General features: G+C 76.1%; 15 protein-coding genes. 4 read left to right on the top strand and 11 right to left on the bottom strand.

Annotated elements, in window-relative coordinates; translation table 11 throughout:
- The first annotated feature begins 3 nt into the window (after window positions 1-3).
- Entirely contained in the window at window positions 4-1,203 is a 1,200-nt protein-coding gene (locus tag J4557_RS46090; RefSeq protein ID WP_208273782.1) for a YncE family protein, read from the top strand.
- Here the strand turns inward: J4557_RS46090 and J4557_RS46085 are convergent, their stop codons facing one another.
- The 11 genes from J4557_RS46085 to J4557_RS46035 all read right to left on the bottom strand — a co-directional run bounded on the left by J4557_RS46085 (window position 1,204) and on the right by J4557_RS46035 (window position 12,215).
- Window positions 1,204-4,311, bottom strand: coding sequence for a BTAD domain-containing putative transcriptional regulator (locus J4557_RS46085; protein WP_208273779.1), 3,108 nt, complete (start codon window positions 4,309-4,311; stop codon window positions 1,204-1,206).
- Between the two features lie 64 nt (window positions 4,312-4,375).
- Window positions 4,376-4,837 carry a TadE/TadG family type IV pilus assembly protein gene (locus tag J4557_RS46080; RefSeq protein ID WP_243777421.1) on the bottom strand — a complete coding sequence of 154 codons (462 nt, stop codon included), beginning with the start codon at window positions 4,835-4,837 and terminating at the stop codon, window positions 4,376-4,378.
- Entirely contained in the window at window positions 4,834-5,313 is a 480-nt protein-coding gene (locus J4557_RS46075) for a TadE family protein (RefSeq protein ID WP_307800595.1), read from the bottom strand. Before J4557_RS46075 ends, J4557_RS46080 begins: the two co-directional genes overlap by 4 nt.
- Window positions 5,310-5,786, bottom strand: coding sequence for a TadE family protein (locus J4557_RS46070; protein ID WP_208273777.1), 477 nt, complete (start codon window positions 5,784-5,786; stop codon window positions 5,310-5,312). The genes J4557_RS46075 and J4557_RS46070 overlap by 4 nt, the downstream gene beginning before the upstream one ends.
- 5 nt (window positions 5,787-5,791) lie before the next feature.
- Window positions 5,792-6,004 (bottom strand): Flp family type IVb pilin, encoded by a 213-nt coding sequence (locus J4557_RS46065; protein ID WP_190867078.1) that lies wholly within the window; start codon window positions 6,002-6,004, stop codon window positions 5,792-5,794.
- A 40-nt stretch (window positions 6,005-6,044) separates the two neighbouring features.
- Window positions 6,045-6,959: a type II secretion system F family protein gene (locus J4557_RS46060; protein ID WP_208273773.1), complete on the bottom strand. Its 915-nt coding sequence runs from the start codon at window positions 6,957-6,959 to the stop codon at window positions 6,045-6,047.
- Window positions 6,960-6,975: 16 nt separating this feature from the next.
- Window positions 6,976-7,962, bottom strand: coding sequence for a type II secretion system F family protein (locus J4557_RS46055; protein ID WP_208273761.1), 987 nt, complete (start codon window positions 7,960-7,962; stop codon window positions 6,976-6,978).
- A 70-nt stretch (window positions 7,963-8,032) separates the two neighbouring features.
- Entirely contained in the window at window positions 8,033-9,334 is a 1,302-nt protein-coding gene (locus tag J4557_RS46050; RefSeq protein WP_208273757.1) for a TadA family conjugal transfer-associated ATPase, read from the bottom strand.
- A complete protein-coding gene (locus J4557_RS46045) occupies window positions 9,335-10,354 on the bottom strand; it encodes a hypothetical protein (protein WP_307800594.1) in 1,020 nt (339 codons plus the stop codon). It abuts the gene before it with no gap.
- A 2-nt stretch (window positions 10,355-10,356) separates the two neighbouring features.
- The gene (locus J4557_RS46040; protein WP_208273756.1) at window positions 10,357-11,259 is read right to left on the bottom strand and encodes a hypothetical protein; all 903 of its coding nucleotides are present in this window, start codon (window positions 11,257-11,259) and stop codon (window positions 10,357-10,359) included.
- 245 nt (window positions 11,260-11,504) lie between these two features.
- The gene (locus J4557_RS46035; RefSeq protein ID WP_208273755.1) at window positions 11,505-12,215 is read right to left on the bottom strand and encodes a TetR/AcrR family transcriptional regulator; all 711 of its coding nucleotides are present in this window, start codon (window positions 12,213-12,215) and stop codon (window positions 11,505-11,507) included.
- Window positions 12,216-12,345: 130 nt separating this feature from the next.
- On the opposite strand from J4557_RS46035, the gene J4557_RS46030 reads away from it, so the two are divergent.
- From J4557_RS46030 to J4557_RS46020, 3 genes are all read left to right on the top strand, one after another.
- Window positions 12,346-12,819, top strand: a complete 474-nt coding sequence (locus J4557_RS46030; RefSeq protein WP_208273754.1) for an SRPBCC family protein — start codon at window positions 12,346-12,348, stop codon at window positions 12,817-12,819.
- A 73-nt stretch (window positions 12,820-12,892) separates the two neighbouring features.
- Complete coding sequence (locus J4557_RS46025; RefSeq protein WP_208273753.1) at window positions 12,893-13,834, top strand: NAD-dependent epimerase/dehydratase family protein; 942 nt, start codon at window positions 12,893-12,895, stop codon at window positions 13,832-13,834.
- Between the two features lie 117 nt (window positions 13,835-13,951).
- Window positions 13,952-18,466, top strand: a complete 4,515-nt coding sequence (locus tag J4557_RS46020; RefSeq protein WP_208273752.1) for an FtsK/SpoIIIE domain-containing protein — start codon at window positions 13,952-13,954, stop codon at window positions 18,464-18,466.
- The last annotated feature ends 118 nt before the right edge of the window (window positions 18,467-18,584 follow it).

Genomic DNA, 18,584 nt, shown 5'->3' with positions numbered 1-18,584 from the left:
GTGATGGGGAGAGGCCGTGCCAGGGGACGGCGCCAGGGGCCGCTCGGCGCGTGCGCGCTCGCCGCGGTCGTCGCGCTGGTCTCGGGATGCGAGCCGCCCGTGGACTTCTACCGGCCCGGCGAGGGCGGCCCGGACGAGCCCGTCGTCGGGCTCGGCGGGCCCGCGCCCTACGTGCGGCCGGGGACGGAACGGCCCAGGGCGGCGGACCCGCCGGTCGTGCCGGCCGGCGGACGGGTGTACGCGGCGACCGGGCCCGGGATGATCGCGCCGGGCGCGCGGAGCATGCCGGCGCGGCTGTACGTCGCGGACGGGCGCGGCATCGAGGTCATCGACCCGCGGACGCTGAGGCAGGCCGGCCGGGTCGGCGCCGGGGCCGCCGCGGCGCGGGTGGTGCCGTCGTGGGACATGCGGCGGCTGTGGATCGCCGACACCGTGCACGACGTGCTGGTCCCGGTGTGGGCGCGGACGGGGCGGCGGGGCCGGCCGGTGCCCGCCGTCGACCCGGCGGGCCTGTACTTCACCCCCGACGGCCGGACGGCGCTGGTCGCGGCGGGACGGCCGAGGCGGATCGAGGTCCGCGATCCCCGGACGATGCGGCCGCGGGCGTCGGTGCCGCTGCCGTGCGCGGCGGCGGACGGCGACTTCACGCTCGCCGGGACGTCCCTGGTGATGAGCTGCACGTCGGCGAGGGCGCTGGTGCGGGTGGACGTGCCGGGGCGGCGGGTCGCGGGCACGGTCCGGCTGCCTCCGGGGGCGCGGCCCGGCGACGTGCGGCTGTCCCCCGACGGCGGGACGTTCTTCGTCGCGGACGCGGCGAACGGCGGGGTGTGGGCGGTGGACGCGCGGACGTTCGCGCCGCGCGGCTTCGTGCGGACGGCGCCGGGCGCGCGGGGCCTCGCGATCAGCCGGGACGCGCGGCGGCTGTTCGTCGCGGGCGGCGGGACGCTCGCCACCGTGGACTTCCGGACCCGCCGCGTCACCGCGCGGTGGCCGCTGCCCGGCGGCGGGGACGCGATCCCGGGCGGCGTGTCGTCGGACGGGCGGGCGCTGTGGCTGGCGGGCACGGAAGGGCTCGTCTACGCGGTGTCGACGCGGACGGGCCGGGTGCTGCGGCGGGCGCGGCTCCGGGGCCGTCCGGCGGCCCTGTGCGTGCACCCGCAGCCGGGCCGGTACTCGCTGGGCGGCACCGGCCTGTACCGCTGATCAGGAGCCGACCCGGTGCCATTCCGGGATCAGCTCCTCGACCAGCGCCTCCGTCTCCGGCTGCAGCTGGTCGAGCATCGGGTCGCGGCCGACGCGGCCGCGCAGCTCGTCCACCGCGATCCTGACCTGCGCCTGGTCGCCGGTCGCGTGCGTGGCGCGGAGCAGGTCCCGCCAGAGGCCCTCGTCGTCGGGCGCGAGCCGGAGCCCGGCGCGGGCGGCGGCGACCGCGCCGCGCGCGTCGCCCTCGTCCAGCCGCAGGACGGCCAGCCGGTGCGCCACGTCGACGACCCGCGCCGTGGCCTCGTACTCCAGGTCGTGCGCGGCGAGCCAGGAGTAGCGGCCGCGGGGGCGGCCGGAGAGCAGCGGGCCCCGGACGAGGTCCAGCGCGTACGCCATGTAGGCCATCTCGGAGGCGGGCTCGGCGGCGGACCGCCACACCAGCCACCGGAACACGGCGAGGTCGACCCGGACCTCCGAGCCGAGCCGGATCCGGCCGCGCTCGTCGTAGTACAGGTTGGGGCGGCCGCGGGCGTCGCGGCCGAGCCAGTCGGACACGCGGGCCACGCACGCGTCGCGGACGCCCGCGGTGACGCCGCGCGGCCAGATCGCGCCGGACAGGACGGTCGGGTGCACGCCGTTCGGGTGCGCCGCCAGGTAGACGAGGACCTCGGTGCAGAGTTCGCGGCGGCTCTCGTCCATCGGCCCCGGCGCCTCGACCTCGATCGGGCCGAGCAGCCGGACGTCGACCGACGACTGCTGCGCGTCGGGCGGCCGAGGGGTCTCCGCGGGGTCCGCCAGCGGCACCGGCTCGGTCCGCCCGGCCGTCTCGAACAGGTCGAACACCGCGCGGTACTGGTCGTCGCGGACGAGCTGCGCGTCCACCTCGAAGCCGAGGACGCCGGCGTGCAGCCGGCCGCGCTCGTCGACGTCCCAGGTCCAGGTGGCGCCGGACACGTCGCCGGGGACGAGGTAGCCGGCGGCCATCCGGGTGCCGGTGCGGGCGAGGGCGACGAGCCGGTCCGCCTCCCAGTCGGCCGGCGGGTCCGCCATGATCAGGTAGTGCGGCATCCACGCCTCGCCGAACACGCCGCGGCACCGCCCGGTGAGCACGGAGTCGACGCCGGACGCCGCGAGCGCCTGCCGGACCTCCTCGGTGCGGCCCTCCAGCTCGGGCAGCGCGTCCGCGAGGTTCGGCACGGACCGGACGCGGTCCGGGGCGATCCGGGCGAGGCCCTCGCCGAACTCGGCGCCGAACCCGACGAGCGTGATCCGCATGTGGTCGGACCACCGGTTGGTGGCGAGCTCCATCGCGACCGCGGCGAGCGCGGCGCGCCGGTCGGCGTCGGGGCCGCGCAGCGCGACCAGGCCGTGCGCCGCCTCCAGGTCGACGAGGATGCGGCCGTTGTCGTTGGTGCCGATGGAGACGAGGCCCGGGTAGGGGGCGAGGACGTCGGCGAGGTCGGCGGCCTCCAGGCCGGCCGCCGCGTCGGCGCGCAGCCGCCACACCTGCCCGTCGTCGAACGCCTGCCAGGGCGCGGGCGGGTTGCGGTCGGCGGGCGCGATCCACAGGTCGAGGCTGCCCTGCCCGTTCTGCGCGCGGCCGAGGTGCACCCCGTAGACGGTGGGGAGGGCGCGCCCCCCGGCGGCCATCGACTTCGACAGGTGCCGCAGGCCGAGGTCGAGGAGCCGCGCGCCGTCCTCGTCGGCGCCGAACCGCAGCGCGCGTTCCGCCTCCGCCGCGGCGCCCTCCGGCCGGGCGATCATGTGGCCGAACGCGCGGTTCCACATCTGCGTCCGGCGGCGCCGGCCGAGCACGCCGAGCAGCCCGGCGGCCAGCAGCGACGCGGCGGCGAGGCCCTGCGGCCATTTCAGCTCGAACGACGGGCCGGGGTCGTCGTAGGCGGTCCTGCCCTGGCCGGGCAGGCTCGCGCCGCCGGTGCCGGCTCCGCCGCCCATCTCGCCGGACGGCCCGCCCGCACCGCCGCCGCCGTGCGCGGGCGGATGCGACGGGGTCCCGGCCTCGTGCGACGGCGCGGCCGTATGGGACGGAGCCGGCGCGGCCGTATGGGACGGAGCCGGCGAGGCCGTGTGGGACGGGGCCGGGGTCGGCGCCGCTGTGCGGGACGGCCGGGCGGGCGCCGGCTTCTGCGGCTGCGGCGCCTCGGTGTGCGCCGGAGCCTCGGTGTGGGACGGCCGCGGTGCCGGAGTCGTCGGCGCCGAGGGCTGAGGCGCCGGCTTCTGCGGCGCGGGCGTCGAGGGCGCCGGGTCCCGCGGATGCTCCGGACGGTCCGGGACGGCGTGCCCGAACCGGTAGTAGTCGTGCAGGTCCTTCACGGGGATGGTGTGGGCGTGCTTGGCGTCCGCCGGCATCTCCAGGACCCAGCCGGGACGGATCAGGCTCGCGATCGTGAGGCGTGTCCCGTCCGGCTGCACGTGCCCCTTGTTGAGGTCGTAGATCTCCTTGTAGCGGCGCCCTTCGCCGAGGCACTTCTCGGCGATCTCCCAGAGGCTCTCGTGGTGGCGGCCCTCCGGCGGGTGCACCCGGTAGATCTTGGTGGTGTCCGGCTTCTCGCTGAGCGTCTCGGTGCGGGACTCGGCGGGCGCGGGCGGCGCCTCGGCCGGACGGGCCGGCGCGTCCGGCACGCGGTGGTACTCCTGCGCCGAGGCGTGCGCGGGACGCTGCGACAGCCCGCCGGAGAACGCCGGCATGATCACGGACGTGGCGCTGAACAGCAGCAGCGCCGCGACGACGAGCCGGTGCACCAGCGACTGCGTGCCGCCCGCGAGCGGCACCCGCGCGGGCACGCCGACCCCGCGGATCCCCGCGTACACCTCGACGACCACGCACAGCGCGAGCTGGATCCAGGCGAGCCAGACCAGCACGACGAGGACGCCGATGAGCGAGCCGGGCCCGATCCGGTGCGTGAGGTCGGACGCGGCGGGCAGGTGCGACGGGGCCGGCGACCCGAAGAACGTCAGCAGCGCGTAGGGGACGCCTGCGAGGAGCGCGGCGAGCGCCGCGAGCGCGCCGATGCCGGCGAGGACGTCGCCGGGGCCGCGGTGCGCCCGCACCCGCACGGGGGTCCGCCGCCCATGCCCTGTCACCATCGCGCCCCCACGGTTCGCCGGGTCTCGGACGTCGCCTCGATCGTAAGGCCGTTCTCCATGGGCCTCATGGGCCGTTTCCTCCGGTGACGGGGCGGGCGGTCTCGGTCGAGGTCAGGGTGAACGAGCCGAACCCCGGCACGATCCCGAGGATCTGCGGCTTCACCGTGATCTCGACGCTGACCGTCACCTGCTGCTGGTCGGCGTCGCAGCGCGACGCGGCGACCTGCGTGCCGAAGTCGCCGAGCAGGTCGCAGGCCGCGGCGCGGGCCCGTCCCGGATCGAGGACGGGCTCGCCGGTCGCGCGGAGCGCGTCGGTGTCGATCTGGTTCGCGCCGGCGCGCGCGGCCTGCTCGGCCATGTCGGCGGCGCGCTGCCGCGCGTGGATGGCGAGGCCGCCGTCCACCAGCAGGCCCGCCAGCATCAGCACGATCGGGGTGAACAGGACGGTGTACATCGCGATCGTGCCCCGGTCGTCACCGGCCCGGACGGGGACCCGGGCCCGGAGCCCGCGGAGGACGCGTCTCATCGGCCGTCCCCCGGTTCCGCCGGTCCGTTGCCGCCCCGGAAGGTGAAGGTGTCGATCGGGGCGACCGACCGGCCCTGCAGCCGCTTCGTGCCGGGCAGCCCGATGAACGCCAGGTCGGACAGGTTCACGTCGCACACGATCGTCACCTCGACGTGCCCGCCGGGCGCGAAGTCCGACACGTTCGTCTGCACGGACGGCCCGCCGGAGCACCAGTGCGAGTCGCGGAGCCCGGCGGTGGCGGTCTCCTGCGCGAGCTCCTGCGCGGACCCGGCGTCGCGGGCGATGGACGCGGCGCGGACCGCGTCGCGGGCGGCGCCGTCCACCTGGCTCTGCGCGTCCACCATCCGCCCCGCGCCGGCGAGGAACAGCAGGAACGCGACGAACAGCGGTGTGACGAGCACCAGCTCCAGCGACATGGAGCCCCGGTCGCCGCCGTCCGTGCCGCTCCGCCTCCGCCTTCCGATCCTCCCGATCACGGGCCCGCTCCCCGCTGGCAGGCGAGGCCCGTCCCGACGTCCGGCCGGAAGCACTCGATCGGCCCCTGCGACCGCTGCGACACGTGGAAGGTCAGGAACGGGATGACCTGCACGGCCTCGCCGCTGACCTGCACCCACCGCTCGTCGTTGACCTCGCCGGTGTCGACGTGCAGGCCGCTGATCAGGTGCGGCCCGATGTGGTCGATGTCGCCGGTCGCCTTCGCGACGGCCGCGTCCTGCCAGCCGCCGCCGACCGGCTGGGTCCGGGCGACGCGGGCGCCGGACTGCGCGGCGGCCAGCGCGACCTGCCGCGCGTGGAACACCATCGTGAACTGGACGACGGCGAGCAGCACGAGGATGAGCACCGGCGTGAGCAGCGCCCATTCCATCGACGACGCCCCCGCGTCCGACCGGAGCCGGCGGCGGGCGGCGGCGAGGGCGGCGGCCGGCCGCCCGCGTCCACGGCACCGCATCGCGGTCAGCCCGTGTTGATGCTGTTGGCCTTGTCCTGGATCTTTTTCTGGATGATCGCGCCGATGGTGATCGCGATCAGCGCGAGGATCGCGGTGATGATCGCCCATTCGATCGCCGAGGCGCCCTTGCTCCGCTCCTCCTCGTCGCGCAGCCGCGCGAGCCGCGTGCCGAGCAGGGCCCGCAGGTAGACGAGGGCCGGATCGTTCAGCGGGTTCATCGTGACTCCTTCGACGGGACGGGCCGGACGCGATGCGGGGTCACGAGGCGAGCACCCGCATCAGGGCCGGATAGGCCAGGAAGACCAGGAAGCCGGCGCACAGGAACAGCTGCGCGACGAGCATGGACTGGGACCGCTCGCCCGCCTTGCCCTCCAGCTCCGACAGCTCGCGGCTGCGCATCGACGCGGCGCGGGCGGACAGCGACCGGCGGATCTGCGCGCCGTCGTCGGACACCAGGGCGAGCGCGCCGGCGAGGTCGCGCAGCTCGGCGATGTCGAGGTCGTCGCCGAGGCCGCCGAGCGCCTGCCAGGGCGTCTGGCCGGTGAGGCGGGCGTTGCCGAGCGCGTCGCGGATGCGGCGCATCGCCGGGCCGTCCCCGACGTTCGACGCGGTCATCAGCGCCTCCGGGACGCCGCGCCCGCCCGCGAGGTTCATCGAGACCAGGTCGAGGAACGCGCCGACGACGTGCCGGAAGTCCTGCCGGCGGGCCTGCGCCTCCTGCCGCAGCTGCATGTCGGGGAAGAAGAAGAACAGCGCGGCGAACAGCACGCAGATCCACACCGGGACCTGCACGGACGAGCCGAAGCCGAGCAGCGCGAAGTACCCGACGACCAGCGGGATGAACAGCAGCGCCGCGGCGGGCAGCAGGAACTTGGTCGCGAGGAACGCCTCCAGCGACCGCTCGGTGATGGCGAGGTCCGCGCGGACCGAGCGCATCCTCCAGCCCCGCGACTCGCAGAACGCCACCAGCTCCCGCCCGAGCCGCGCCCGCATCCCGCCGAACCGGCCGGCGGGGCGGACCGTCCCGGCCTGCGCGTCCTCCAGGTCGCGGCGGCGGGCCGCGTCGAGCGCGGCCATCCGCGCGGCGAGGCCGGGACGCGCCGGGAACAGCGCCCGGACGAGCGCGTACAGCCCGAGGCCGACGACGGCGCCCGCGAGGATCGCGCCGGTCACGCGGCATCACCCCCGGTCATGCCGCACCACCGCCGCCCGCGTCCATGGTGTGCCGGCCGCGCAGCGGGAGGTCCTGGGCGCCGGTGGCGGCGCGCCCGGCCTGCCAGCCCGCGACGGTGCTCGGCACCTCGCCGGGCACGCCGGGACGGGCCTGCCGCGGCTCGCCGAGGAACCGTCCGGGCAGGTCGTACCTGGCGAGGCGGCGCAGCCACAGGAACGCCGCGCCGTACAGCGCGACGACGACGCACAGCACGAGCTGGCCGAGGAGGTCGTCGTAGGGCTGCACGTAGGAGTGGTTGAACACGGCGAGCGCGAGGGCCGTCCCGACCGAGACGCCGACGACGATCCGGACGCTCCGGCGGGTGGAGCGGCGGTCGGCCTCGACGCGGCGCCGCATGTCGAGTTCCGCGCGCGCGGACGTCGCGAGCGCGGTGAGCATGTCGCGCAGGCCGGGACCGCGCAGCCGGGCGTTGAGGACCAGCGCGGCGATCACGAGGTCGGCGGACGGGTCGTCGATGTCGTCGGCGAACCGGCGCAGCGCCTCCGGCATCGGGACGCGGGTGTGCAGCCGGTCGACGAGGGTGCGCAGCGGCTGCTGCAGCGCGGGGGCGGCGGCGCGCTGCGACGCCGGGATGGCCTGTTCGAGGCCGACCGCGCCCGCGATGGTGTCGCGCAGCGACTCCGTCCACGCGGCGAGGCCCTCCAGCCGCGCCATGCCCTTGCGCTCCTCGGCGGCGCCGCCGGCGAGGCCGTCCCAGGCGAGGACGAGCGCGCCCGTCCCGGCGGCGGCGATCGGCCAGCGGGTCACCGCGAGCACGAGCACGCCGACGATGACGGCGACGGCGGTGCGGGTGGTGAGGGTCCGGACCAGGTCCTCGCGGCTGCGGCCGCGCACCGGGCGGGTCCGCGGCGGCAGGCCGCGGACCGCGACGGCCAGCAGCAGGAGCCCGCCGCCGGCGACGGCGCCGGCGACGACGGCGAGCAGCACGTCGGCGGAGTACATCAGCGGCCCCCGCTCCGCGCGCGCCGCGCGCGCCGCTCCCCGCCCGCAGTGATCGCCCTGCCCACGAGAGTCACCAGGCACCCCCGTGGGACGGGTCGTAGCCGTACTCGGCGAGCTCCTCGACGCAGGCGATCGGCGCGGACGGCACCGCGAACCCGCCGGGTCCGAGCGCGAACACCTCCGACGACAGCACCCGCCCGTCCACGCCGGTGACCTCGCGGACGCTCGCGACGTAGCGGCGCAGCCGCCCGCCGGAGGCGTAGTCGTTGCGCTTCTCGATGAAGACCACGAAGTCGATCGCGCCCGCGATCAGCATGTGCGTCGCCTCGACGGGCAGCCGCTCCTCCGACTGGATCGCGTAGGTGGAGATGCGGTTGAACACCTCCGCCGACGAGTTCGCGTGGATCGTCGACAGGGACCCGTCGTTGCCCTGCGTCATCGCGTTCAGCATCGTGACGATCTCGTCGCCGAGCACCTCGCCGACGATGACGCGGGACGGGTTCATCCGCAGCGACCGGCGGACCAGCTCCGCCATCGAGATCGCGCCCTGCCCCTCGGAGTTCGGGAGCCGCTGCTCGAACGCCACGCAGTTCGGGTGCAGCTCGGGGAAGGCGTCGAGGCCGAGCTCCAGGGCCCGCTCGACGGTGATGAGCCGCTCGTTCGCCGGGATCTCGTTGGCGACGGCGCGCAGCAGCGTGGTCTTCCCCGCGTTCGTCGCGCCGGCGATCATGACGTTCTTGCGGGCGAGGACCGCGGCGCGGAAGAACCGGCCCAGCTCCTCGGTGAACGTGCCGTTCCCGACCAGGTCGGACAGGAACACCTTGCCGAGCCGGGCGCGGCGGATCGACAGCGCGGGGCGCAGCGTCACGTCCATGACCGCGGAGAGCCGCGAGCCGTCCGGGAGCCGCAGGTCCAGCTGCGGGTTCGCGGTGTCGAACGGCCGCGACGACAGCCCGCTGTAGGCGGCGAGGATCTGGATCAGCTCGACCAGCTCCTCGTCGGTCTCGGCGACCGGCTCGCCCATCACCTCGCGGCCGTCGGCGTAGCCGATGAACACCCGGTCGCAGCCGTTGATGTCGATGTTCTCGATCTCCGGGTCCTCCAGCAGCGGCTGGAGCCGGCCGACCCCGAACAGCGCGGCGTGCACGCCGGCGGCGAGCGCCTCCTCCTCTTCGGCGTTCGGCGGGCGCCGCCCGGCGGTGATCTCGCCGCGCGCGAACTCCTCCAGCACCTGGCCGATCAGCGCGCGGGCGAACTGCCGCTCGTCCTCCCCGGACATCGGGGGCAGCCCGTGCGCGGCGTCCATCCGGCGCTGCTGGGCGAGCCGGTCGCCGACCTCCTGGCGGAGCCGTTTGACGAGGACGTGGTCCACCTAGCGCCCCCGCTCCTCGTGCCGTCCGCCCGCCGGGACCTGCTCGGACCGCGCGTCCGCCGGCGGGACGGGACGCCCGTTCGCGGCGGCGTGCCGCGCGTGCGGCGCCGGCTCGCCGGCCGCGTCCGGCACGGGCGGTGCGGCGGGCGAGGCGGACGCGAACGGGCCGGACGCGATCTGGCCGGACGCTGACGGGGCGGCGGGCGCGGCGCCGAGGCGCGCGACCAGGTCGCCCGCGACCTCGCGGGCCGACCGGATCAGCAGCGACCGGTCCAGGCGGCCGCCCCAGCGGCCCGACAGCAGGTCGGCGCCCTTCGGGTCGAGCGCCAGCCCGCCCAGCACGCGCACCTCCGGCGGCGGCGGCCCGGCCTGCGCGGCCGGGTCCGGGGCCTGCCGGCCGCGCGCGCCGACGATGATCCGGTCGACCTCGGCGATCGAGCCGCGGAAGTCGCGCGGGTCGGCGAGCACCAGCACCCCGACCGGCGGCCCGCCGCGCAGCTCCGCCGTCAGCGCGGCGACGCGCTCGCGCAGGTGCGCGACCTGCTCCAGGGTCGCCCGGGTGAGCAGGACGACGAGGTCCGCCTCGCGCAGCAGCTCGGTCAGCGGGGTGCCGGCGCCGAGCCGCCCGCAGTCGGCGATCACGTCCACGGGGGCGAGCCCGGCGAACGCGCGGCCGAGCGGCCCCCACAGCCACGTCATCCCCTGCGCCTGCTCGGCGTTGGTGATCCCGACGAGCACGTCGAGGCCGCCGACGAGGCGCTGGCAGTGCTCGCCGATCTGGTCGGGGCGCAGCCCGCGGCGGGCCGTCGCGGCGAGGCTGAGCAGCCCGCGCGCGGGGTTCAGCATGCCGCCGTCGCCCGCGCCGTCCGGCGCGGCGGCGGGCAGCCGGTACACGAGGTCGCCGCCCGCCTGGTCGCACTCGGCGACCAGCACGGGGCGCGGCCACACCGCGCCGAGGGCCACCGCCGCGGTCGTGACGCCCGGCGCCCCCTTGTCGGCCGCGAGCGCGATCAGTGCCACTGTCAGTTCCCGCCTGTGCCCGGAGTGCCGTTCCCTGCGCCGGGAGTGCCGGTACCGGCGCCGCTGCCGTTGCCGTCGCCGTTGCCGCCCGTCCCGGCCGGGGGCTGGGCGCCGCCGGTCGCCGGGGCCTGCTTCCCCTGCGTCCCGCCGGCCGGCTGGGCGGGCGCCTTCGTCCCGTCCGGGATCAGCGCGATCGCGACCGTCCCGGCGGACGCGGCCTCGGTCACCTGCGGGGCGTCGCCGGGCGCGACGGCGACGTCCACGGTGGTCTGGTCGGAGCGCAGCCGGTCGCCCCCGCCGCCCCCGACGTTGATCACGATGGCCTCGGCGGCGAGCACCGTCCCGGCGCGCGGACCGCCCCCGCCGCTGCCGACCGCGTACAGGGTCACCTTCTTGCCGCTCTCGACGCCGTCGGACGGCAGCTGCCCCGGCTTGAGCGCGAGGCCCACGACCAGGCGGCCCTTGGCCGCCTCGTCGGTCCGGCTGATCATGCCGTTGGTCAGCAGCGCGCCCTTGACCAGCGGGACCGAGGCGTAGTACCGGGACACGTTCAGCCGTTCCGACCAGTTGATGTACTGGACGCCGGTGTCGCCGATCTGCACCTCCTCCAGGGCGCTCTGCGGGATCTGCTGCCCCGCCGCGACGGGCTGCGCGATCCGGATCGCCGACACCCGCTGGCCGCTCGCCATCACCAGGTAGGCGCTGGCCAGCGCGCCGCCGAGGATGAGCAGCACCGCGAGCGCGGCCAGCGCCGGCTTGCGCTCGCGCGGCGAGACGGGCAGCCGCTGCCCGCCGGAGGTCCCGAGGCCGGTGCGGCCGAGCCCGCCGCCGGCGTTCGGCCCGGAGGAGCCGCCGGACGAGCCGCCGGCGAGGGCCGACTGGTTGGCCTTCATCGCGCTGCGCACGTGCCCCTTCCCGCCCTCCCGCGGACCCCGCCTCAGGAGGTCTCCGCATCATCGGGCGATCCATGCTTGCGGTGCGGGCAAGGCCGCGTCAATGGATTCGGTGAGGGTAAGCGGGCCGTTCTCCCCGACCATGGCGATGACCTGCGAATTCACCGGCCACTTCGCTACTTACCACCAGTCACATCTGTCACTGACCGCATCTGGCGGGACGTTCGCGGCGGCCTGCCGGCCCCGGGGCGCCGCGGCTACGGGACGTCCTGGAAGCCGACGAGCCGCCCCAGCAGGGTCATCGTGTGGTCGAAGTAGGCGGCCCGTTCCTCGATCACATTGTTGAATTGCCCGAACAATTCGAAACTGACCGTCCCGTACATACCGGCCCAGGCGGTCAACGCCCGCGCCGCCACGTCGTCGGGCGCGTCGATGAGGAGTGCGGCCCGCCCGCGCGCCAGGTCCTCGCCCAGCACGGGCGGCGCCGGCGGGCACGGTCCGGCGGGCTCCAGGGCCCCCGCCGCGTGGGCCTCCGTGACGAGCCGCGCGAGGACGACCGTGTCCCGCATGGCCGCGGGGACGGTGTCCTCCGGCGCCTCGTAGCCGGGCACCGGCGAGCCGTACAGCAGCGCGTACTCGTGCGGGTGCGCCAGCGCCCACTCGCGGACGCTCCGGCACACGGCGAGCCACCGCCCGGCGAAGGACGTCCCGGCCTCGCGGGCGGCCGCATCGGCCTGCTCCACGGCTTCGCCGACGGCGTTGTAGCCGTCGATGATCAGCGCCGTCAGCAGGTCGTCGCGGCTCGGGAAGTAGCGGTAGATCGCCGAGGAGGCCATGCCCATCTCGCGGGCCACCGCCCGCAGCGACAGCCCCGCCGCGCCCTCCGTCGCCAGTTGTTCCCGCGCGATGCCGGTGATCTCTCTGATCAGCTCCGCGCGCACCCGTTCCCGTACCGTCCGCCCGCTCATGCCGCGAGGTTAGCAGAGCGCCGAAACGAAACGAGAGCACCGCTCTTGACGAGCGCCGCTCCAATGAGAGAGCATTGCTCACATCAGAGAGCACCGGACCCGCGGCGCTCCGGACCGGACGGAGACGGCCATGCCGAACCTGGCGACCCTGCACGACGAGTACGCACTGCACGGCCATATCGACGAGGACGCCCCCGTCGTCAGCGCGTCCAGCGTCCTGATCGACGCGTCGCCGGACCGGATCTGGGGCGTGCTCGCCGACCTGCGCGCCTGGGAGGGCTGGGCCACCGACTTCCGGCTGCGCGCCCTGGACGCCGTCGAGCCGGGCCGCGAGTTCCGCTGGGCCCAGAAGGGCGTGCCGCTGCGCTCGCGCTTCGCGGTCGTCGCCCCCGGCCGGGAGCTGAGCTGGACGGGCAGCATGCTCGGCCTCTACCGGGCCATCGACCGCATGGTCCTGACCAGGGAGGACGGCCGCACCCGCGTGACGCTGGAGGAGTCCCTGGACGGCCCGCTCGTCCGCCTCGTCTACGGCGAGGACAACCTCCGCGCCGGCCACGAGGCCCGGCTGTCCGCCCTCAAGGACCACATCGAGAGCGCGGCCTGAGACCGCGACCCGCACCGGCACCCGACCCGCACCGGACAGCGGCCGGGCCGAACAGCAGCGAAGGAGAAGGACCATGGGCAAGCACGTGATCGTCGGCGCCGGACAGGTCGGCGCGCACCTCGTCGAGCGGCTCACCGGCATGGGGCACGACGTCACCGTCGTGACGCGCTCGGGATCCGGACCGGAGGGCGTCGAGCGGATCGCCGCCGACGTCGCCGACCGGGACCGGCTGGCCGCCGCCGCCAAGGGCGCCGACACGATCTACAACTGCGTCAACCCGAAGTACCACCGCTGGGCGCAGGACTGGCCGCCGATGGCCGCGTCGTTCCTGGGCGCCGCCGAGGACACCGGCGCCGCCCTCGTCACCCTCGGCTGCCTCTACGGGTACGGGCCGGTGGACGGCCCGATCACCGAGGACCTGCCGCTCGCCGCGACCGGCACCAAGGGGCGGGTCCGCGCGAAGATGTGGCACGACATGCTCGCCGCGCACAGGGCGGGCCGCGTCCGCGCCACCGAGCTGCGCGGGTCCGACTACTACGGCCCCGGCAGCACCGACCAGGCGTACGTCGGCGAGACGCGGTTCGTGAAGCCGCTGCTGGCGGGCAGGCGCGTCCTCTACTTCAGCGACCCCTCGATCCCGCACGCCTGGACGTACCTGCCCGACGTCGCCGAGGCCCTCGCCATCGCCGGCACCGACGAGCGCGCCCACGGACGGGCCTGGCACATCCCGACCGGACCCGCCGTGTCGACGCGGGAGGTCGCCGAGCGGCTGTGCCGCATCGCCGGCGCGCCCGCGCCGCGCATCCACGAGGTGCCGCGGCCGGTCTTCACCGCGGCGGGGCTCGCCCACCCGATGCTCAAGGAGATGCGGGAGACCCGCTACCAGTTCGACAAGCCGTACGTCCTGGACTCCTCGGCCTTCCAGTCCACCTTCGGCATGGCGCCGACGCCGATGGACGACGCGCTCAGGACCATCGTCGCCGCGTCCCGCGAGACGGCCTCCCGCGAAGGGTGACGCCAGGACGCCCCCCACACCCCCGACCGGCTTCGCCGGAATATGGGAGCCCCGGTAATTAAGCTGGCCCGGACGGCGGCGCCGGCGGCGCGGGACGGCGCGCGATGGAGGGCTCGGATGCGGATCTCGTTCACGGCGCTGACCGGCGGCGGACCACGCGACGTCGTGATCGACATGGACTCGGAGATCACCGTCGGCGGGGTCGCGCGGTCGCTGACCGCCGCGCTCGACGCGCCGGCGGCCGCCGGCGGGGTCTCCGCCCCCCGCTTCTCCAAGGAGGCGCTGCTCACCGGGGCGCCGCAGGCACCGCGCGTCCCGCCCGAAAGCCCGTCCGCCGAGCGCGGGGCCCTGTGGATGGACGGGCGGATGCTCGACCCGCAGGCGCTCGCCGCCAAGGAGCTGCGGGACGGCGCGGTCGTCGCGGTCGAGCGGGGCGCCGCCGCCGCGACCGTCCTCGCCGAGCCGACCGGGCTGGTCGAGGTCCGGGTCGTCGGCGGGCCCGCCGCGGGCACGGTGCACCGGCTCGGCCTCGGCGTCAGCACGATCGGGTCCGGCGACGACGTCGACGTGGTGCTCGGCGACCCGTCGGTCCCGGCCCGGTCGCTGCGGCTCACGGTCGGCCGCGACGAGGTGCAGGTCGAGGCGTCCGCGATGACGATGCAGGGCGCCGCCAGGCTCGACGGCGAACCGCTGACCGCCAGGACCGCCTGGCCGTCGGGCGGGATGCTGACCGTCGGCGCGAGCGTGCTGACCCTCGCGCCGAGCGCCGCGCCCGACACGCACCTGGAGCCGCTGCCCGAGGGCGGCCTGGCGTTCAACCGGCCGCCGCGGCTCGCGCCCGCGCACCGCGCCCGCACGCTGGAGATCCCCAAGCGGCCCGAGCGGAACCCGCGCGAGCGCCTCCGGCTGTTCGGCGCGATCCTGTTCGCGGTGTTCGGCCTCGCCATGGCGTTCGGGCTGCACCAGTGGTGGTGGGCGCTGTTCGCGCTGGCCTGGCCGGTGATGACGGTCGGCGAATGGGCCGGCGACCGGATCCACGGCCGCAAGTCGTACAAGAAGGCGCTGAAGGAGTACCAGCGCAGAGCCGACGCGTTCGGCGGCGAGCTGGACGGGCTGCGCCGCGAGGACGAGGCCGAGCGCCGCGCCCTGCACCCCGACCCCGCCGAGGTGCTGCTGACCGCGACCGGCCCGCGCCGCCGCCTGTGGGAGCGCCGCCGCGAGGACCCCGACACGCTGCACCTGCGGCTCGGCGTCGCCGACCTGCCCGCCCGCATCGAGCTGACCGACCCGTCGGGCGGCGAGTCCGGCGCGCTGCCGGTCCCGGCCGCCCGCCTGGTGCCGGTCGCGCTGCCGCTCCGCGAGATCGGCGTGCTCGGGCTGACCGGGCCGCGCGCCGCGTCCCGGGCCCTCGCCCGCTGGCTCGTCGCGCAGGCCGCCGTGCTGCACAGCCCCCGCGACCTGTCGATCATCGTGCTGTCCGCCGACCGGCACGCCGGGGACGCGTGGAACTGGGTGCGGTGGCTGCCGCACTGCGCGCCGCGCGAGGGCGAGGAGTGCGTGGCGCTCGTCGGCACCGACCCCGAGTCCGCCGCACACCGGGTCACCGAACTCGCGATCCGCGTCACGGAGCGGCGCCGCGCCGCGCAGGCCGAGTCCGCGTTCTTCGGGCAGGGCAAGCCCGCCGACGCCGTCCCCTACAACATCCTGCTCGTGCTGGACGGCGCGCGCGCACTGCGCCGCATACCCGGCATGCCGATGCTGCTGTCGCGTGGCGCCGAGTACGGCATCCACGCCATCTGCGTGGACGACGAGGAGCGCCTCCTTCCCGAAGAGTGCAACGCCGTCGCCGAGTGGGACTCGCAGTACCCGTCCTTCGTCCACCTCCGTGGGCAGGGCCTCGACGACCTCGGCCCCGTGCTCGCCGACCAGGTCTCCCCCGCCTGGACCGAACGCGTGGCGCGCGCGCTGGCGCCCGTCCGGGACGTGTCCCGCGAGGACGCCCAGGAGGCCATCCCGTCGGACGTGCGTCTTCTGGACCTGCTCGGCATGGCCGAACCCACCGCCGAGCACATCCTCCAGTCCTGGTCCCGCACCGGCGGCCGCAGCACCCGCGTCCCCATCGGCCTCGGCACCGGCGACCGTCCCGGACGTCCGGGACGCCCCTACGAGATCGACCTGCGCACCGACGGCCCGCACGGCCTCATCGCCGGCACCACCGGCGCTGGCAAGTCCGAGCTGCTGCAGACCCTCATCGCGTCCCTCGCCGTGGCGAACCGCCCCGACGAGATGACGTTCGTCCTCATCGACTACAAGGGCGGAGCCGCGTTCAAGGACTGCGCCCGCCTCCCGCACACCGTGGGCATGGTCACCGACCTCGACGGGCACGCCACCGAGCGCGCGCTGGAGTCCCTCGCCGCCGAGCTCCGCCGCCGCGAGGAGGTCCTGCTGCGGGCCGGTGCCAAGGACATCGACGACCACAACGACCGGGCGGCCGCCCTGCCGAGGCTCGTCCTCGTCATCGACGAGTTCGCCGCGATGGTCACCGAGCTGCCCGACTTCGTCGCCGGCCTCGTCGACATCGGGCGCCGCGGCCGCTCCCTCGGCGTCCACCTGATCCTCGCCACCCAGCGGCCCGCCGGCGTCGTCACCGCCGACATCCGCGCCAACACCAACCTGCGGATCGCGCTGCGCGTCACCGACCCCGACGAGTCCACGGACGTCATCGACGGGCCCGAGGCGGCCCGCATCGCCAAGTCCACGCCGGGCCGCTGCTACGTCCGGTCCGGCGCGGCGGCGCCGCACGCCGTCCAGTCCGCCCGGATCGGCGGGCGCCGCCCCGGGCCGGCCGGCCGGCGGACCAGCGTCCGGCCGCTGCCCTGGCAGGGCCTCGGGCACCCGCTGCCCGCGCCCGGCGAGCCCGCCGGCGACACGCCCGTCACCGACCTCGCCGTCCTCGTCCAGGCCGTCGACGAGGCCGCCCGCCGCGCCGGGATCGCCCGGCAGCCGTCGCCGTGGCTCACCCCCCTGCCCGAGCTGGTCCGGCTCACCCCGCGCACCGCCGCCGGCGGCTCGGTGGTGGACGTCCCCGCCGTCCCGTTCGGGATCACCGACCTGCCCGCCGTCCAGTCGCGCGAGCCGCTCGTCCTCGACCTCGCGGCCGGCGGCCACCTGTACATCGCCGGATCGCCGCAGTCGGGGCGGTCCACGGCGCTGCGCACCATCGCCGGGTCCCTCGCGGGCGCCTGCTCCCCCTACGACGCGCACCTGTACGCCATCGACTGCGGCGCCAACGCGCTCCTGCCGCTGATCTCGCTGCCGCACTGCGGCGCCGTCGTCACCCGCGACCAGCTCGACCGCTGCGAGCGCCTCCTCACCGCCCTCGCCGCCGAGGTCGCCCGCCGCCAGCAGCTCCTCGCCGAGGCCGGGTTCGCGTCCCTCGCCGAGCAGCGCGCCGCCGTCGCCGCCACCGACCGGCTCCCCTGGATGGTCCTGCTCCTCGACCGCTGGGAGGGGTTCCTCGGCGCGTTCGAGCACTACGACTACGGGCGCCTCGTCGACCAGACCCTCCGGCTGCTGCGCGAGGGCGCCGCCGTCGGCCTGCGCGCCGTCTTCACCGGCGACCGCACCGGCCTCGGCGGGCAGATCTCCACGGTCTTCGACCGCCGCCTCGTCCTGCGGATGGCCGACCCCAACGACTACGGCTACGCCGGACTGCAGGACCGGCACGTGCCCGCCGCGATGCCGCCGGGCCGCGCCCTCGAACCCGCCGCGCCCGGCGCCGCTCCCCGCGAGTCCCAGATCGGGCTGCTCGGCGACGACCCGTCCGGCACCGCGCAGGTCGCGGCCCTGCAGGAGATCGCCCGCGCCTCCGTCGCCCGCTACGGCCGCCTTCCCCGCCGCCAGCGCCCCCTGCACGTCGACGAGCTGCCCGTCCGCGTCACCTACCGCGAGGCGATGGCCCTGGACGAGGCGTTCCTCGCCCCGTCCGCCCTCTGGGCCCTCGTCGGCGTCGGCGGCGACACCCTCGCGCCCGTCGGCGCCGACCTGCTGAACGAGGGGCCCGGCTTCACCGTCGCGGGCCCGCCCCGCTCGGGCCGGTCCACCACGCTGCGCACCATCGTGCACTCGCTGCTGGACCCGGCCGTCGGCGGCGGGCTCGTCCCGGTGGTCCTGGTCACCCCGCGCCGCTCACCGCTGCGGCTGCTGTCCGGGCGGCCCGGCGTCCTCGGGGTGCTCACGTCCGACTCCGACCCCGACGACCTGGAGCGCGCGATCGGCGACGAGCACCGCTACGCCGTCGTCGTCGACGACGCCGAGCTCCTCGACGAGACGGACATGGACGACGCCCTCCGCGACGTCCTGCGCACCGCCCGCGACGGCGAGCACGCCGTCGTCGTCGGCGGCACGACCGCCGACATCGGGCGCGGCTACCGCGGCTTCCTCGCCGACGCCCGCCGGTCCCGCTCCGGCGTCCTGCTGTCCGTCGAGTCGCCGGACGACGGTGACCTGTTCGGCCTGCGCCTCCCGCGCAACGCCCCGCTGGCGGGGCCCACCGGCCGGGGCCTCTTCGTCGCCGCGGGCGCCACCACCCAGATCCAGGTGGCGCTCCCGCCCCCGGTCGCCGCCGACTAGCTGTACTCGGTCACGAGGTTGGTGACACGCCGGGTTGGTGGTTGATCAAAGCGAAGACCTCCGAGTGCGGTGGAGATAGCCGTCTTCACCCGTCTCGGAGGTCTTCATGGCCCACGCT

Origin of the sequence: Actinomadura nitritigenes (assembly GCF_017573545.1) — a bacterium.
Taxonomy (GTDB): domain Bacteria; phylum Actinomycetota; class Actinomycetes; order Streptosporangiales; family Streptosporangiaceae; genus Spirillospora; species Spirillospora nitritigenes.
Note: the sequence above shows the minus strand (reverse complement) of the source record. Positions and strands in the feature narration are given on the sequence as shown.